Annotated in this window: 17 protein-coding genes; 7 read left to right on the top strand and 10 right to left on the bottom strand. The window is 60.1% G+C overall.

The annotated features are described in order from the left end of the window. The 4 genes from B149_RS0109740 (at position 1) to B149_RS0109730 (ending at position 3,589) form a co-directional block, all read left to right on the top strand. Positions 1–1,329 (top strand): sigma-54 interaction domain-containing protein, encoded by a 1,329-nt coding sequence (locus B149_RS0109740; protein WP_018125002.1) that lies wholly within the window; start codon positions 1–3, stop codon positions 1,327–1,329. A 130-nt stretch (positions 1,330–1,459) separates the two neighbouring features. Then, positions 1,460–1,873 (top strand): NifB/NifX family molybdenum-iron cluster-binding protein, encoded by a 414-nt coding sequence (locus tag B149_RS18310; protein ID WP_083909202.1) that lies wholly within the window; start codon positions 1,460–1,462, stop codon positions 1,871–1,873. After that, a complete protein-coding gene (locus B149_RS0109735) occupies positions 1,870–2,229 on the top strand; it encodes a NifB/NifX family molybdenum-iron cluster-binding protein (RefSeq protein ID WP_018125001.1) in 360 nt (119 codons plus the stop codon). The genes B149_RS18310 and B149_RS0109735 overlap by 4 nt, the downstream gene beginning before the upstream one ends. 97 nt (positions 2,230–2,326) lie before the next feature. Next, a complete protein-coding gene (locus tag B149_RS0109730; RefSeq protein WP_018125000.1) occupies positions 2,327–3,589 on the top strand; it encodes an iron-sulfur cluster carrier protein MrpORP in 1,263 nt (420 codons plus the stop codon). A gap of 178 nt (positions 3,590–3,767) precedes the next feature. Here B149_RS0109730 and cobT read toward each other — a convergent pair whose 3' ends face one another. Beyond that, on the bottom strand, positions 3,768–4,838 hold the full coding sequence (gene cobT, locus B149_RS0109725; RefSeq protein WP_018124999.1) for a nicotinate-nucleotide--dimethylbenzimidazole phosphoribosyltransferase: 1,071 nt from the start codon (positions 4,836–4,838) through the stop codon (positions 3,768–3,770). 111 nt (positions 4,839–4,949) lie between these two features. Here cobT and B149_RS0109720 point away from each other — a divergent pair, with 111 nt between their 5' ends. Beyond that, complete coding sequence (locus B149_RS0109720) at positions 4,950–5,789, top strand: WcbI family polysaccharide biosynthesis putative acetyltransferase (protein ID WP_018124998.1); 840 nt, start codon at positions 4,950–4,952, stop codon at positions 5,787–5,789. Further along, complete coding sequence (locus B149_RS0109715; protein WP_018124997.1) at positions 5,776–6,783, top strand: glycosyltransferase family protein; 1,008 nt, start codon at positions 5,776–5,778, stop codon at positions 6,781–6,783. The genes B149_RS0109720 and B149_RS0109715 overlap by 14 nt, the downstream gene beginning before the upstream one ends. A 6-nt stretch (positions 6,784–6,789) precedes the next feature. Here the strand turns inward: B149_RS0109715 and rnhA are convergent, their stop codons facing one another. The 9 genes from rnhA to B149_RS0109670 form a co-directional block, all read right to left on the bottom strand. Then, a complete protein-coding gene (gene rnhA, locus B149_RS0109710; protein ID WP_018124996.1) occupies positions 6,790–7,257 on the bottom strand; it encodes a ribonuclease HI in 468 nt (155 codons plus the stop codon). Continuing rightward, a complete protein-coding gene (locus B149_RS0109705) occupies positions 7,254–7,763 on the bottom strand; it encodes a hypothetical protein (RefSeq protein ID WP_018124995.1) in 510 nt (169 codons plus the stop codon). The genes rnhA and B149_RS0109705 overlap by 4 nt, the downstream gene beginning before the upstream one ends. 26 nt (positions 7,764–7,789) lie before the next feature. Continuing rightward, positions 7,790–8,515 carry a substrate-binding periplasmic protein gene (locus B149_RS0109700; protein WP_018124994.1) on the bottom strand — a complete coding sequence of 242 codons (726 nt, stop codon included), beginning with the start codon at positions 8,513–8,515 and terminating at the stop codon, positions 7,790–7,792. Positions 8,516–8,607: 92 nt separating this feature from the next. Further along, the gene (dsrP, locus tag B149_RS0109695; protein WP_018124993.1) at positions 8,608–9,834 is read right to left on the bottom strand and encodes a sulfate reduction electron transfer complex DsrMKJOP subunit DsrP; all 1,227 of its coding nucleotides are present in this window, start codon (positions 9,832–9,834) and stop codon (positions 8,608–8,610) included. 12 nt (positions 9,835–9,846) lie between these two features. After that, positions 9,847–10,632 (bottom strand): sulfate reduction electron transfer complex DsrMKJOP subunit DsrO, encoded by a 786-nt coding sequence (dsrO, locus tag B149_RS0109690; protein WP_018124992.1) that lies wholly within the window; start codon positions 10,630–10,632, stop codon positions 9,847–9,849. Continuing rightward, entirely contained in the window at positions 10,632–11,018 is a 387-nt protein-coding gene (gene dsrJ, locus B149_RS0109685; protein WP_018124991.1) for a sulfate reduction electron transfer complex DsrMKJOP subunit DsrJ, read from the bottom strand. The genes dsrO and dsrJ overlap by 1 nt, the downstream gene beginning before the upstream one ends. Before the next feature lie 13 nt (positions 11,019–11,031). Then, positions 11,032–12,672 carry a sulfate reduction electron transfer complex DsrMKJOP subunit DsrK gene (dsrK, locus tag B149_RS0109680; protein ID WP_018124990.1) on the bottom strand — a complete coding sequence of 547 codons (1,641 nt, stop codon included), beginning with the start codon at positions 12,670–12,672 and terminating at the stop codon, positions 11,032–11,034. A gap of 46 nt (positions 12,673–12,718) precedes the next feature. Continuing rightward, a complete protein-coding gene (gene dsrM / locus B149_RS0109675) occupies positions 12,719–13,756 on the bottom strand; it encodes a sulfate reduction electron transfer complex DsrMKJOP subunit DsrM (protein WP_018124989.1) in 1,038 nt (345 codons plus the stop codon). 53 nt (positions 13,757–13,809) lie between these two features. Next, complete coding sequence (locus tag B149_RS0109670; RefSeq protein ID WP_018124988.1) at positions 13,810–14,337, bottom strand: RsbRD N-terminal domain-containing protein; 528 nt, start codon at positions 14,335–14,337, stop codon at positions 13,810–13,812. A 308-nt stretch (positions 14,338–14,645) separates the two neighbouring features. Between B149_RS0109670 and B149_RS0109665 the strand changes: the two genes are divergently transcribed. Further along, complete coding sequence (locus B149_RS0109665; RefSeq protein ID WP_018124987.1) at positions 14,646–15,095, top strand: DUF2318 domain-containing protein; 450 nt, start codon at positions 14,646–14,648, stop codon at positions 15,093–15,095. The last annotated feature ends 11 nt before the right edge of the window (positions 15,096–15,106 follow it).

Here is a 15,106-nt window from a genome sequence, read left to right as displayed (position 1 = left end):
ATGCCGTTTCCCAAAGACCTCCCGCTTGAGGACGTATTTTCGTCCATCGCCGACGGCCTCTTCACGGTGGATGCCGACTGGAACATCACCTACTTCAACGAGGCCGCCGAACGCATAACGGGCGTTCCCGCCGCAGAGGCAATGGGCAACAAGTGCTGGGATGTTCTCCACTCAAGCCTCTGCGACGGGGACTGCGCTCTTGAATCGTGCCTTGCTCATGGCGGAAGGATCACCAACAAGTCCATCTTCATCATCCGCCCCGACGGGGAGAAACGGCCGGTTTCCATTTCGGCTGCCCCGCTCCGCAACGCCGAAGGTGAGGTCATCGGCGGGGTTGAGACCTTCCGGGATCTGACGGAGATCCACGCCATCCGGCGTGAAATGCGCGAGTCCTATTCCTTTGAAAGCATCGTGGGCAAGAGCGAAGCGCTGGACCGCATCTTCGGCATCCTGCCGCAGATCGCCAGAAGCGAATCCACCGTGCTGCTGCTTGGCGAATCCGGCACCGGCAAGGAGCTTTTCGCACAGGCCATCCACCAGCTCAGCGGCCGCAAGGAAGGCCCTTTCGTCCCAGTGAACTGCGGCGCACTGCCCGAGACGCTGCTTGAATCCGAACTGTTCGGCTACAAGGCGGGCGCCTTCACGGATGCCCGACGCGACAAGCCCGGCCGTTTCGAGACCGCACGCGGCGGCACCATCTTTCTGGACGAAGTGGGCGACATGCCCGGCAAGCTTCAGGTCAAACTGCTGCGCGTGCTGCAGGAGAAGACCTTCGAACCGCTGGGCGGCGTCACACCGGTAAGCTCCGACGCCCGCGTCATCGCCGCCACCAACCGCGACCTCGACCTGCTGGTCAAGGAGGGAGGATTTCGGCAGGACCTGTTCTACCGGCTGAACGTGGTCACGCTGCGCCTGCCGCCACTTCGGGAGCGCCGCGCGGACATCCCCCTGCTCGCCGACCACTTCGTGAAGCACTTCAACGCGGTGCAGGGCAAAAACGTCGAGGGGCTTTCGGAAGACGTCATGAGCATCCTCATGCGCCACGAGTTTCCCGGGAACGTGCGCGAGCTGGAAAATATCATGGAGTTCGCTTTCATCCTCTGTTCATCCGGCTTCATTCAGGTCGAGCACCTTCCGGAACACCTTCGTCCCGAAGAAAAGACGCCCTCCGGCACCATGCCCATGGGAACGCTTGAGGAGATCAAGTGCATGGCGGTCAAGGCCGCGCTGGAACGGAACGGGGGCAAGCGCATGGTCACATGTCGCGAGCTGGACATTTCAAAGGATACCCTGCGCCGCATGCTCGCCCGTTGCGACAACGCGGACTGACCGGGCGCAGAGTTCGCCCATCCCTGCCCGTCGAGGCATCATTTTCGCCTCATCCCTTTTTGCGAAACCACACAAATACTTAAAATAACGAACATTTAAAACATGGCACAGCCTATGCTCATGCAGCAGCGTGAGTGAAAAGGAAACCAAGCTTCTCTGCCTTGCCTGTTACGGCGACCGGCTCGCGTCGGTCTTTGAAAACGCGCCCGAGTTGCGCCTCTTCACGGCGGAGAACGGTACATATAGCCCCGCAGGCCATTTATCCCTTCCCTCAAAGGACCCAACGGACAGGACATCCGCCATTTTGGCCTGCGGGGTGACGCATCTGCTCTGCGGAGCCATGTGCGGTCGCACCAGAAACCTTCTCGACGCTTCCGGGGTTGACGTCCTCTCCTGGCATAGAGGGAGCGTCGAGGAGGTTCTGGATGCCTTCCGCAACGACACACTGCATAACCTTGCCCTGCCCGGATGCCGCAACAGGCCCGGAACGGCCATGTGCCGGGGCCGCTCCCGAGCGGGCAAAGGAAGGAGGAACCAGTCATGAAGATAGCCATCAGCAGTTCCGGGCCCGGCCTGGAAAGCGCCCTCGACTCCCGCTTCGGCCGCGCGGCCGGATTCGTGGTCTACGACACGGACAGCGGCGTTAACGAGTATGTGGACAACACCCAGAACCTCAATGCGGCTCAGGGCGCCGGCATCCAGTCCGCCCAGAACGTGGCGGACACGGGCGCTCAGGTCGTCATCACCGGCCATGTGGGTCCCAAGGCCTTCCGTGCGCTGGATCACGCGGGCATCAAGATATGCCTCGCCACCGAAGGCTGCGTGGGCGATGCGGTTCAGGCCTTCAACGAAGGCTCCATCAAGCCCGTGGACGGCCCGGACAAGGACGGCCACTGGTAGCCGCACGGCACCTCGACGCGTTGACATCCGCCCACGAATGTCTATGTGAAGAATTCCGAACAGCGTATTCGGAAATACATACCTCAGGAGAACCACAATGAGTGAAGCCTGCAACAGCTGCAGTTCCGCCACCGCTGGCGGCGGCTGCTCCTCCGGCGGATGCGCCGAAGGTCCCGAAGATCTCAAACTCAAGACCACCCTCTCGCGCATCAAGCATAAGATAGTCGTCATGTCCGGCAAAGGCGGCGTGGGCAAATCCACCGTCGCCACCAACATCGCCGTGGCCCTGTCGCTGGCGGGCAAGAAAGTCGGCCTGCTGGACGTTGACGTCCACGGCCCCAGCATTCCCCGCCTGCTTTCGCTCGAAGGGCAGCAGCCCCACATCGGCGATCAGGTCATCGAGCCCATCTCCTGGACCAAGAATCTCTGGGTCATGTCCCTCGGGTTCATGCTGCCCAGCAAGGCTGACGCCGTCATCTGGCGCGGCCCGGTGAAGATCGGCCTGATCAAGCAGTTCGTGCAGGACGTGGCCTGGGGCGACCTCGACTACCTCATCGTGGATTGCCCTCCGGGCACCGGCGACGAGCCGCTCTCCGCCCTGCAGACGCTTGGCCGCGACGCCAACGCCGTCATCGTGACCACCCCGCAGGGCGTGGCCGTGGACGACGTTCGACGTTCCGTGACCTTCGCCCGCCAGGTGGGCAACCCCATCCTCGGACTGGTGGAGAACATGAGCGGATTCGCCTGCCCCGACTGCGGCAGCGTGCACAACATCTTCAATTCCGGCGGCGGCGAGGAACTCTCCAAGGAAATGGGCATCCAGTTCCTCGGGCGCATTCCCCTCGATCCCGAAGTGGGCCGCTCCGCCGACGAAGGATACCCCCTGCTCAAGGTGGACCACGATTCTCCCACCGCGCAGGCAATGAACAGCATCATCAAGCCCATGCTCGACCTGGGCGACAGTCTTCAGGAAAACAGCCAGCTGCCCAAGGTTGAAGAGCTGCGCGACGAGCACGGTCGCATCCGCATCGCCATTCCCGTGGCTGCGGGCAGGCTCGCCCAGCACTTTGGCCATTGCGAGCAGTTCGCCATGGTGGACGTCGATGCTCACACCGGCAGTATCATCTCCACCACCATGGAGACACCGCCCCCGCACGAACCCGGCGTCATCCCGCGCTGGGTGGCCGAACAGAAGGCCAATCTCGTGCTGGCAGGCGGCATGGGCGCCAAGGCGCAGACCCTGTTCACCGATGCCGGAGTGCGCGTCGTCACGGGCTGCCCCGCGGAAAATCCGGATGAACTGGTGAACAAGTTCATGGCCGGAGCACTGGTCACCGGCGACAACGCCTGCGATCACTAGGAGGCCCAGCCTCCGGGCGCCACAGCGGCGCAGGCGGTTGACAATACCGCGGCCCCGGCGGGCCGTGCTACCGACACCTCCTCTCACCCCGGGTCTCCCGACGGAGACCGAGGCTGGACAGAAGAAGGCCCCCGCATCGGACAATGCGGGGGCCTTCGCTGTATCGAATATGTTTCGGCTAGGCTCCGGAATCTACCCCGGCCTCGCTGAACGTTGCCATTTCGTTAAATATGTCGCACGCGGAGCGCAACAGAAAGAGTGCGCAGGCAGCGCCGGTTCCTTCGCCGAGGCGGAAGCCGAGATGCAGCAGCGGTTCCTGCTCCAGCTTGGCGGTGACGGCCTCGTGTCCCGGCTCCGCGGATGCATGACTGACAAAGCAATACTCCGAGACCAGCGGACAGATGGCCCGCGCAGCGCAGTACGCCGCCGTGGATATGAAGCCGTCCACGCACACCACCTGACGGTTGCGGGCCCCACCGAGGATCAACCCGGCCAGCGCGGCAATCTCGAACCCGCCAAGCGCGGCGAGCACGGCCAGCGGATCGCCGGATTCCACGATCTTTCGATTGGCTTCAAGCCCCCTGCGGATGACGTTGATCTTGTTGCGGACACCTTCCCGGTCAAGTCCGGTTCCCGGCCCCGTGATTTCCTCGGGGTCAAAGCCCAGATAGGCGCAGTAAAGGGCGGTGGACGGCGTGGTATTGGAAATGCCCATGTCACCGGTGCCAAGCGTGCGGATTCCTGCCACATGCGCTTCGTCAGCCAGCCTGACGCCCAGCAACAGCGCTTCGAGACACTGCTCCCTCGTCATGGCCGGACCTTCGGCGAGACTGGCGGTTCCCGGCGCGACCTTGGCCTGAATCAGATTGGGGTGCGCCTCGTATTCACCACCGCACGAACCGGCGTCCACAACGTACAGCTCGGCTCCGACGGTCCGGGCCAGCACGTTGATTCCGGCACCGCCGTTCAGGAAATTCGCCACCATCTGACGGGTGACTTCCTGCGGAAACAGGCTGACGCCCTCCGCGGTTACCCCATGGTCTCCGGCTATCGTATAAATTCTGGCGGGGTCCGCCTTCACGGCGTCCGGGCCTTCCTGAATCATATATATGCGTCTGGCAAAGTCCTCCAGACGTCCGAGACTTCCCTTGGGTTTGGTCAGATCGTCCAGCCGGGCCTGTGCCGCGACTCCCAATGCCGCATCAAGAGGCCGGACAGCCTCAGCGACAGCTTCGAGCTTGCGTTCCATATTCCTTCTCCTTGTGGCTCAGGCTTTTACACCCGTACTTTTCGGATTGCAAACATGCCGGGAAGTTGCGACCGCCCCCCGTTGGTGCTATCTCATGCCGAGGGAGCAAGAATGGGCAAGGAACTCTGCGTCATACACGCCAACTGTCAGGGCGAACCGCTACTGAAACGGCTGAACCGCAGCCCGGATTTCGCGCAACGCTTCGAGACGCGGATCGTCACCAATTACACCCGCGAGCCCATGCCCGACGGGTTGCTGGAACACGCTTCCCTGTTCCTCTATCAATATCTGGGAGACCAGTGGGGGCCGCTGGCGTCGCAGACCCTCCTGAAGCGGCTGGCCGACAACGCACGGAGCCTGTGCATCCCGAACATGTTCTTCCTGGGATACTGGCCCATGTGGTCCGGCGCGCCGGGATTCGACTACCGCGACAGGCGGCTCGACCAACTGCTTGACGCGGGCATCCCGGACGAACAGATTCTCACTCTGTACCTGCGCTCGCATCCCGCCAAGCACTTCGGCCTCAACGACCTGCTCGAAGAAACTTTTCGCCGTGAGCAAGCTCGCGAAGCAGTGACGCCGATCAAATACCTCGGCCACATCCGCGAACACTGGCGCACAAGGCGGCTGTTCAACACCGTGAACCATCCCGGAGCCGAACTCATGGATATTTCGGCCTGCGGCATTCTGGATCACCTTGCAATGGCACGCCCCACCGAAGCGGCACTGGACCAGTGCGGCGACCCGTTCCCCGAATTCCAGCAGCCGATTCATCCGCTCGTGGCCGAGCACTTTGGACTGGCCTTCACCAATGCGGAAACGCTTTACGAGGTCTACGGGCAGAAAATGACTTTTGCGCGCTACGTGGCCCATTACATCGACTGCCGCCGAAACGGCATCGACGATTTCATCTCCTACCTGCGAGCGAGGGCCGCCAATGAGCAAGCCTAAAGTCGCATGGGTCGGCGGCATCTATTTCCGCGATGACTTCGCCCGACAGGGCTTCGACGTGCGCACCGTCAACTTCTCCGGTCCCAGAGCGCTGAATTGGGATGAACTCTGCGAGGCCGCGGACTGCGAACCGGAAGTGGTCATCTACACCGACCGCTCACTACCGCCGCCGCTCGTTGGCATCGAATCCTTCCCTTGCCTCAGCGTCTTCTACTGCATCGACTCGCACATTCACGAGTGGTACCCGCTTTACGCGCAGGGGTTCGACCTCTGCGCCGTGAGTCTTCGCGACCACATGTCACGCTTTCGACTGCGTCTGGACGAGCGGGCCGTCTTCTGGCTGCCGCCCTACCCCATTCGCGACGAGCACCCGCCAGTCGAGCAGCCGGAACGTCTGTGGCCGCTGTTGTTCGCGGGCACGGTCGATCCTGAGACCACGCCGGAACGCAAGGTCTTTCTGGACAGGATAAAAAAGCTGATGCCGGAGCTTGAGGTTCGCAGCGGCCAGTTCGAAACGCTCTTCCCGCAGGCAGAGATCGTGCTGAACATCGCCGAGCGCGGCGACCTTAATTTTCGTGTCTTCGAGGCGCTGGCCACAGGAGCATGCCTCCTGACACCGGAGGTGGGACACGGACAAAGCGAGTTGTTCGAGGACGGCAGGCACCTTTTCACCTATCCCCTGAACGCCCCGGAAGCGGCCGCTGAAAAGGCCAGAGAACTGCTCACGCACCCGGAGCGGATGCGTACGGCACGCCGCGAGGGGCTGGCGGCAATCGACGCACGACACCGCAGGAGCCACCGGGCCGAGCAGCTTGCCAAGACTGTCCGAAAAGCACTCGCGGACTCCCCGGTTCAGCAAAGACTCCGAGAAGTACCGGCCATCCACGAGCGGTTTCTCAGGCTCGTCTATCTGCACTGGGCACAAGCGGAGCGCGGCAGCGAGCTGGGTGCCCGCTACCTCGCCGCCGGCCGGAGTGCTCCGGTAAGGTCCTGAACGAGATCAGGATTTCTTGTATTCGGGGTCTTCGAGGAGGTCGCGTCCGGAAGCGGCGTTTCTCGCCAGTTCGTCGCAGCGCTCGTTCTCCGGGTGCCCGCTGTGGCCCTTGACCCAGCGGAAGTCCACGGAGTGCTTTTCCAGAAGCGGCATGAGACGCCGCCACATGTCCTGATTCTTTACCGGCTTTTTCGCGGCCGTTTTCCAGCCGTTTCTCTGCCAGTTGGCGAGCCACTTCTTGGTGATGGCCTGCTGCACGTATTTGGAGTCGGTATACAGCTCCACTTCGCAGGCCCGGGTAAGGCTTTCCAGACTCTCGATGACCGCAAGCAGTTCCATGCGGTTGTTGGTGGTCAGCCTGTAGCCCTGAGAAAGTTCCTTGGTCGTGTCGCCGTACTTGAGCACGGCACCGTATCCGCCCCGTCCCGGATTGCCGAGACAGGAGCCGTCGGTGAATATGGTCACCCGGGTCATGAATTTCCTTGTTGGGACTCAAGGGCGCTCAGCCGCGACCAGATCATGGTCAGCACGATCTTGAGTTCGCGCGGCCAGTCGCCCCGTTTGAATGATTGCATGAAATCGTCAGTGAGTGTGGCGGTGAACTCATCCCCCAACGCAGCCCGCAACAGCGGCGGGAAGCGCAGTATGACCTCCCCAGCTTCGGGAGCGAGGCCAAAGAACATGGTCTTGGGGCCAACCTCCGGAACCAGTGCCTGCCCCTTGTAGATGGTGACCTTCATGTTGACGCCATAGGTCTCACGCATACTGGTGATGAATCCCTTGAGGAATTCCATGTCGGTCTGGGTCAGGGTCTCGGTCTGGTCGTTCACGGCCTGCCGAGTCTGGATGCGGTCCAGCACGTTCTTGTTGTTCTGCATGAAGGCCCAGGCCACCGCGGCAATTACGCCAAGAAGCGCGATGGTGCGTATCATGCGCTCCGCCTTGGAACGCCCCTTGGGCTTGGGTATTTCAAGTCGCACTGCCTGTTCCTCCGGTCCTTGCGCGCTCAGGGCGCATTGAGCGTTTCCGCCGCCAGCCGTGCATACGTACCGTCCGCCTTGATTTCCCGCAAGGTTTTCGTCAGGAGCGGCAACATATCCCGGTGCGTTTCATGGATGTAAATATACATTGGAACCATCTTGTATGGCGGTTTCATCTCGTGCGCGTGAATGTTGTTCTTCCGCAGAAGGAATTGACCGGCATTGCGCTCGTACAGAGCCACGTCAACACGCTTGTGAACCAACATGCGAAGCAGTTGTTCCGGCTTGTTGGCGTAACGATGCATTGTCTCGGGCTGCAGGATGCGCTCGTAGATCTTCCACCCCCGTAAAAGCCCCACCGGAAGATGATTGAAAGTATTCCAGTCAATTCGGGTAGGACACCCCTCTCTGGCAAATGCCACAAAGGCATACTCCACCACGGGCTCGGGAATCATGACGAGGTTGGGGTACTGCTTTTCAATTCCGATGATTCGAGGCAATTCCATGTCCACAAGCCCTTGATTGGCAGACATCAAAGCCCGTGCTGCTGGCTGGCGGACTATCGTGAATGGAGTCCCGACACGGATGAAGAGTTCCTTCAGCAACCTGTCGAGAAAACCGTCTTCGTCACGGGTTGAGTAAGGCGGCTTGATGGACGTCCCCACTTTGAGGGCGGTCTGCTCGGCACAAAGATTCCCCGGCATCAGCAGAAGGGCCAATAGCCCTAATACGATAAGGAATTTTGCAACCATATAATTTGATACAATTCACACCGTCTTTACGCAAGCCTACAAAAAAGGCCCGCTCCTGGGAGCGGGCCTTTTATAGGTGACGGTAGCCGAGGTTATGCAGCTTCCTCCGCGGGAGTGCATTCGCATTTGTCCTCGGTGGAGCAACCGCAGGGCAGCGCCTGAGAGTGGCCCATGTCTTCCTTCACGCTGGTGGCGATCTTGAAGAGCACGGTCACGACCAGTGCGCCTACGGCATAGATCATGGCGGAAATCATCAGCTCCTTGCCGGTGGGCCAGTAGGGAGTGATGGTACCGAACGGAGTCGGGTTGAAACCGCCGATGAGCAGGCCAAGGCCCTTGTCGAGCCAGGTGGCGATGATCAGGATGCCGAGCGCCCACGGCAGGATCTTCTGGTTTTTGCGCAGCTTCGGCGGAATCAGCAGAGCCAGTGAAGCGGCGGCAAAAATGATGAAGGTCCACATGAACGGAACCAGCTCGTGGTGTCCGTGCTCACCTGCGAAGAGGTAGGTGATGGAGTGGGTGTGTCCCGGCAGCTGGGAGTAGTATGCGGTGAAGATTTCCAGCAGGAAGAAGAACATGTTCACGACCATCGCATAAGTGATGATGGTGGTGAGGGTATGCAGAGCCTTCTTCGGCATCTGGAAGTTGGTGAACTTCTCCGTAAGCTTCATGACCAGCAGCAGGATGGCCGGTCCGGAGCAGAACGCGCTCGCCAGGAAGCGGGCGGCCAGAATGGCGGTGAGCCAGTAGTGGCGACCGGGCAGACCCTGGTACAGGAACGCGGTGACGGTGTGGATGGAGAACGCCCATACGATCGAGATGATGATGAACGGCTTGACCCACTTGGGGTGCGGAAGACGCATACGGTCATGCTCCAGGCAGACCCAACCGCAAAGGATGTTCAGGAACAGGTAACCGTTGATGACGATCATGTCCCAGAACAGGATGGAGTTCGGGGTCGGGTGGAAGATGACGTTGAGCATCCGCTGCGGCTGACCAATGTCGACCACGATGAACAGCAGGCACATGATACAGGCCGCGATTGCCATGAACTCGCCGAAGATGACCATGTGCTTGTTCGGTTTGTACTTGTGGAAGTAGTACGGCAGCACGATCATGACGCCGGATGCGGCGAGCCCGACGAGGTAGGTGAACTGGGAGATGTAGAAGCCCCAGGAGACGTCACGGCTCATGCCGGTGATCTGGAGACCTTCCATCAGCTGATTGATCCAGACAGCACCGCCGATGGCGATGATGACAAGCAGGAAGCCGATCCAGCCGTAGTACCTCGGGGAACCTTTCAGAGCTCTTTCAAGCATTACTGTCCTCCCCTATATGATGTAGTAGACGCTCGGCTCGGTGCCGGCGGAAGGTTTGCGACGCAGGGTGAACCGCTCGCGCAACACCTGACGCACTTCGCTTTCGGGATCGTTGAGATCGCCGAAGAACATGGCGCCTTTGCTGGCCTCGACGCAGGCGGGGCGTTCACCCACAGCCAGACGCTCGACACAGAAGTTGCACTTTTCCACCACGCCGCGCATGCGGGTGGGGAACTTGGGATTCAGCTTCTTCAGCTCTTCCTCGGTGAAATGGTCGCGAGGTTCGCTGAAGTTGAATGAGCGGGAGCCGTACGGGCAACCGGCCATGCAGTAGCGGCAGCCGATGCAGCGATGGTAGTCCATGGCCACGATGCCGTCGGGGCGCTTGAAGGTCGCCTTGGTCGGGCACACGCGCACGCACGGAGGGTTAGCGCAGTGGTTGCACAGAAGCGCGTAGGAGCGCTCCTTGAGTTCCTCGTTCATGTGCGGGTTGGGCTGCTCCACGAAGGTTTCGTCGTAGCTGCCGGTCCAGAGCCACTTGACTTCCTGATTGGAGTCGATCTGCGGCACGTTGTGGATCTTGTGGCACACTTCGATGAGCGGAGCGAAGTCCTTTTCGGTCTTCAGCTTCGTGGTATCGATGACCATGGCCCAGCGTTCGGCTTCGAGCCCTTTCGGGTTCTTCATGATCGGTGCGGCGTGGCCGCCACCGGCAGCCTTGGCAACCGCGGGGGCCGTGCAGAGCGCGGCCGCCGCGACACCGGCGAACTTGATGAACTTTCTTCTGTTCTGTTTCATTATTTCAGGCCCTCCGGCTGGATGTGGCAGTCCCAGCAGTAAGGCGACACGCCTGCGTCGGCGTGGCACTTGTCGCAGAACTCGGCCTTGTTCTTGTGGCAGTCCATGCAGGTGTTCTGCAGGCTGATTTCGAACTCTTTGCCCTTGTGGTTCACGTAGACGCGCTTGCCGTCACGCAGGGCCCAGTCGCGCCACTCATCCAGCAGCTCCATGTGCTTGGTGCGCATGAACTCGAGGGATTCGACACATTCTTTCTCTTTGGCCGGGAGCTTCAGCTTCGGCTGCTTGTACGACGCTTCCACGGTCAACGCGTTGTACGCGAAGGGTGAAAGCAACAGGCCGACGAAGATGAGCAGGCCAATGATGATTTTTCCACCGTAATGCATTGCTCACATCCTCCTAGGCGTTCGGGGGAGTCCAGTCATCTTCCTCGTCCTCGAAGCCGGGGAGCGGCTCCTGGCGGAGGTCCATAGTCCGCTGCTCTTCCCCGGGCAGGACGAGCGCGTTACCCACGAGTTCGTGCGTTCCGCAGATCTCGACTCCGGGCGCCCAGTAGTTAGCCAGGGGTATCAGCGTCGCACGGTCGATGGCGCAGATACAGGCCATCATGTTGACGTCGTGCTTCTGCTGGACGTAGCGCAGGGCGTTGCCGCGAGGCAGGCCGCCGCGCATGCGGATTTCCATGATCTCGTCGGTGTTCAGGCCGGAACCGCCGGCGCAGCAGAACGTTTCTTCGCGGATGGTGCCCTGGGGCATTTCGAAGAAGTTGTTGCACACGGACTTGATCACGTAGCGGGGCTCGTCCAGCAGACCCATGGCGCGGGACGGGTTGCAGGAATCGTGGAAGGTGACCCGGAGATGATCGTTGCGGGTCGGATCCAGATTCAGCTTGTTATGCTTGATCAGGTCGGAGGTGAACTCCGTGATGTGCACCATCTTGGTGGCCGCGGCGTTGTTGAACACGGTACCGGTGACGGGGTTTTTCGGGGTCGTCATCTGCGGACCCTGATTGTCGCCGTTCATGGTGTCCATGTACTGGTTGATCACGCGCCACATGTGGCCGCATTCGCCGCCGAGAATCCACTTGGCGCCGAGGCGGTTGGCTTCGGCGTACATCTTGGCGTTGAGCTTCTTCATCATCTCGGAAGAGGTGAAGAGCCCGAAGTTACCGCCTTCGGATGCATAGGTGGACATGGTGTAGTCGAGATCAAGGTAGTGGAAGAGCATCAGGTAACCCATGAAGGTATAGATGCCCGGATCCGCGAACACGTCACCGGAGGGGGTGATGAAGATGATCTCGTGGCCCTTTTCGTTGAGCGGGGCCTTGACGCGAACGCCGGTGACTTCCTCGATGTCGTCCACCATGAATTCGACGATGTCGGCGAATGCGTGGGGCTGGATGCCGAGGTGGTTACCGGTGCGGTTACAGTTGGAGACCGGCTCCATGATCCAGTTGATGCCGATGCCGCAAAGGTGCAGCAGTTCGCGCGCCATCATGGTCACTTCGGCGGTGTCGATGCCGTAGGGGCAGAACAGGGAGCAGCGGCGACATTCCGTGCACTGGTAGAAGTAGATGAACCACTCCTTGAGCACGTCTTCTTCCATGACGCGGGATCCGGTGAGCTTGCTCAGGATCTTGCCCGCCATGGTGAAGTCCTTGCGGTAGACGGAGCGCATCAGCTCGGCACGGAGCACCGGCATGTTCTTGGGATCGCCGGATCCGATGAAGAAGTGACACTTGTCGGCACAAGCGCCGCAACGCACACAGATGTCCATGAAAAGCTTCAGGGAACGATACTTTTCAAGACGCTCGACAAACCCCTGGTGGACGATGTCGCGCCAGTTCGGCGGCAGCTTCCAGTCCTCTTCGTTCGGAGCCCAGATGCGCGGGTTCGGGAAATTGACGCTTTCCAGAACCTCCGGCTTTGCCGGATAGCACCAGTTGCCGGGGGAGAAGTCCACCGGGGTCTCCATCCAGCCGGTCGCCGGCGGGGTGTAGTCTATGCTCTTGAAGAGTTCTTCAGCTTTGGGAACAGCCATATTATTCTCTCCAGTCGTTTAAATTGCTTATCAGTCCGGATGGGGCCTAAGCCTCGTCCGCGCCCTTGGCGTTCTCGGGATTGTCCAGGGGCAGACCGGCTTCAGCCATCATGGGACCGAAGTCCTTCTCATAGGCCTCGTAGGAGTGAGGCTTGATGTTCGGATCGTTCCACGGGTTCACGTGGTGACGGATGCGCGCGTCGTTGGGCATGTTGCGGGTCGGGCTCAGGAACACGCCGCCGAGGTGCATCAGCTTGCTGAACGGGAAGTAGGCCAGCAGCACGCTCACGAGGAACACGTGCACGTAGAAGGACACGTCGATGTTCTCGGGAATGTGGAAGTTGAAGGTGGCCAGTCCCATGGTCAGTTCCTTGATGGCGATGACATCGACCTTGGCGTAGTAGCGCATGTAGATGCCCGACAGAGCCACGCCGATGATGAGCAGCAGCGGGAAGTAGTCGTTGACAAGGGAGATGTAGCGCAGCCTGGAGTCGGCGAGCCTGCGGAAAAGAAGGAAGAGCAGGCCGGCCATGATCAGCATGTCGGACTGGTACAGCACCGGAGCGCCGATCTGCAGGATGCCGTCCATGAATTCGAGACCGTTGACGAAGAACGGAATCGGCTCAAGGAACAGGCGCAGGTGCCGCAGCACGATGACCAGAAAGCTGTAGTGGAACAGCAGGGCAAAGAGCCACAGCCACTTGGAGGAGGCGTAGGCCACCACCGGCTCGTCCCCCACCTTGTGCAGGGAAGCCTTGCTGTTGCGGAAAAGGCTGCGGAAAGTCAGCACTTCCAGGAGCATGCGGACAACGGTCTGCGTCCCGTTGGTGGGGTTGTCCCACTTGCTCTGTTTAAAGGTTTCGGGGTCGAAGGAGCGCTGCTGCCCACCGGTGGTGGGGATGCTGAAAGGCACCGGGCTCTTACCCCATTTGATTATCCTGTAGGCAAAGCCCAGGACGAAGATGACGAAGGCCGTCATCGGGATGCACACGCCGAATATCGTATTCAGGTGTGCCAGTCCCACCCCAAACAATGGGATGAAGACCAGGAGAAAAACGAAGAGGAGTGAGTACAAAGCATTCATCTACCGTCACCTCGCTTGCATTTTGGTCCCGCGAACATTCGCGGGGACCGCCTCTATTCCTCGGCCTTGCCGGCCGTCACGTCCGAAACGCAGTTGGCCCGCCGCACGATGTTGCGGTGAGCACGCTTGACCTCGTCCACGCGCATGGCGAAAAGCTCCTCGCGCGTCTTTGAGTAGATATCGAAGGCCATCATGGCCATGTTGTCGAGTTTTGCCTCGAATCGAAGCAGGTCGGCCAGCTCGCCACTCTTCTCCATTTCCTTGAAGTACGCTTCGCGAAGCACCTTCTTGAAGAGAAAGAGAAAGCTCAGGGCCTGAGAGGGGCTGAACTCCTGAACGGAGCGGATGCGGATGAGGCGGTCGAGGGAATCGGCCATGGCCTCGGCATCATCCCAGCGGATGAGGTGGTCGATGAACTCGCCAACGCAGCGGGAGATGGTCTCGCCCACGGGGTTTGCGAACGCGTTGCCGCCGGATTTCCATATACGACGAGTCTCCTCGGGATAGCTCCCGAGGATGGCGTCCACCCATTTGTCCGCGAGTTTCTCGCGGTCGGCGCCTAGGCGCTCCTCCATACCCATAACGCTACCAGCTCCTACAAAAAAATCTCGCGAAACAGCGACGCCTCCCCCAAGGGTCACCGGTTCACGCTCGAATTGGCTGAGGATAATTGTGAAAACCCTCACGTAAAGATGCAAGTTTCTATTCCAGATAGACTCGGAAAGGTCAAGGTTTTTTGCCAAAAAAAGCGGCCACTCCGGCACTCTCCGTCAGCCCGAAAAGTCCCGCATGACGGGACTTTTCCTCCCCATATAATTCATGACGCGGCACTCTTGCCAAACCTCGCATAAATGTATACCTGTTCGGTATGAAACACACGGAGACAACCATGAAGACCATACACCTGCTTGCCCTGACCTTTATCCTGTCGCTCAGCGCCGGGACGGCCTACGGATTTTTCGACTTTTTCGGCCCCAAACCGCTTGAGGCAGAAAACGGTTTCATAACCATTGACGTCGAAACGGTTTCGGACGGCAAAGCACACCACTTCACCTATGATGCCGCAGGCAAGACGATCCGCTTTTTCGTCATCAAGAGCCGAGACGGCGTCATCCGCGCCGCCCTTGACGCCTGTGACGTCTGCTGGCGGGAAGGAAAAGGTTACTCGCAAAACGGCGAATGGATGGTTTGCGACAACTGCGGCCAACGCTTCCATTCCGCCCGCATCAACGAGGCTCGCGGCGGCTGCAATCCCGCGCCTCTTGAGCGAAACGTCGAGGACGGCAAAGTCATGATTCCCGAGTCCGACCTGTTTGCCGGTCGGCGCTATTTCCTTTAGCAGGGAACATC

The sequence above is a fragment of the Desulfovibrio oxyclinae DSM 11498 genome (assembly GCF_000375485.1).
GTDB lineage: Bacteria > Desulfobacterota > Desulfovibrionia > Desulfovibrionales > Desulfovibrionaceae > Pseudodesulfovibrio > Pseudodesulfovibrio oxyclinae.
The sequence above is the reverse complement of the archived record's forward strand: the minus strand, read 5'-3'. Positions and strand labels throughout refer to the sequence as shown.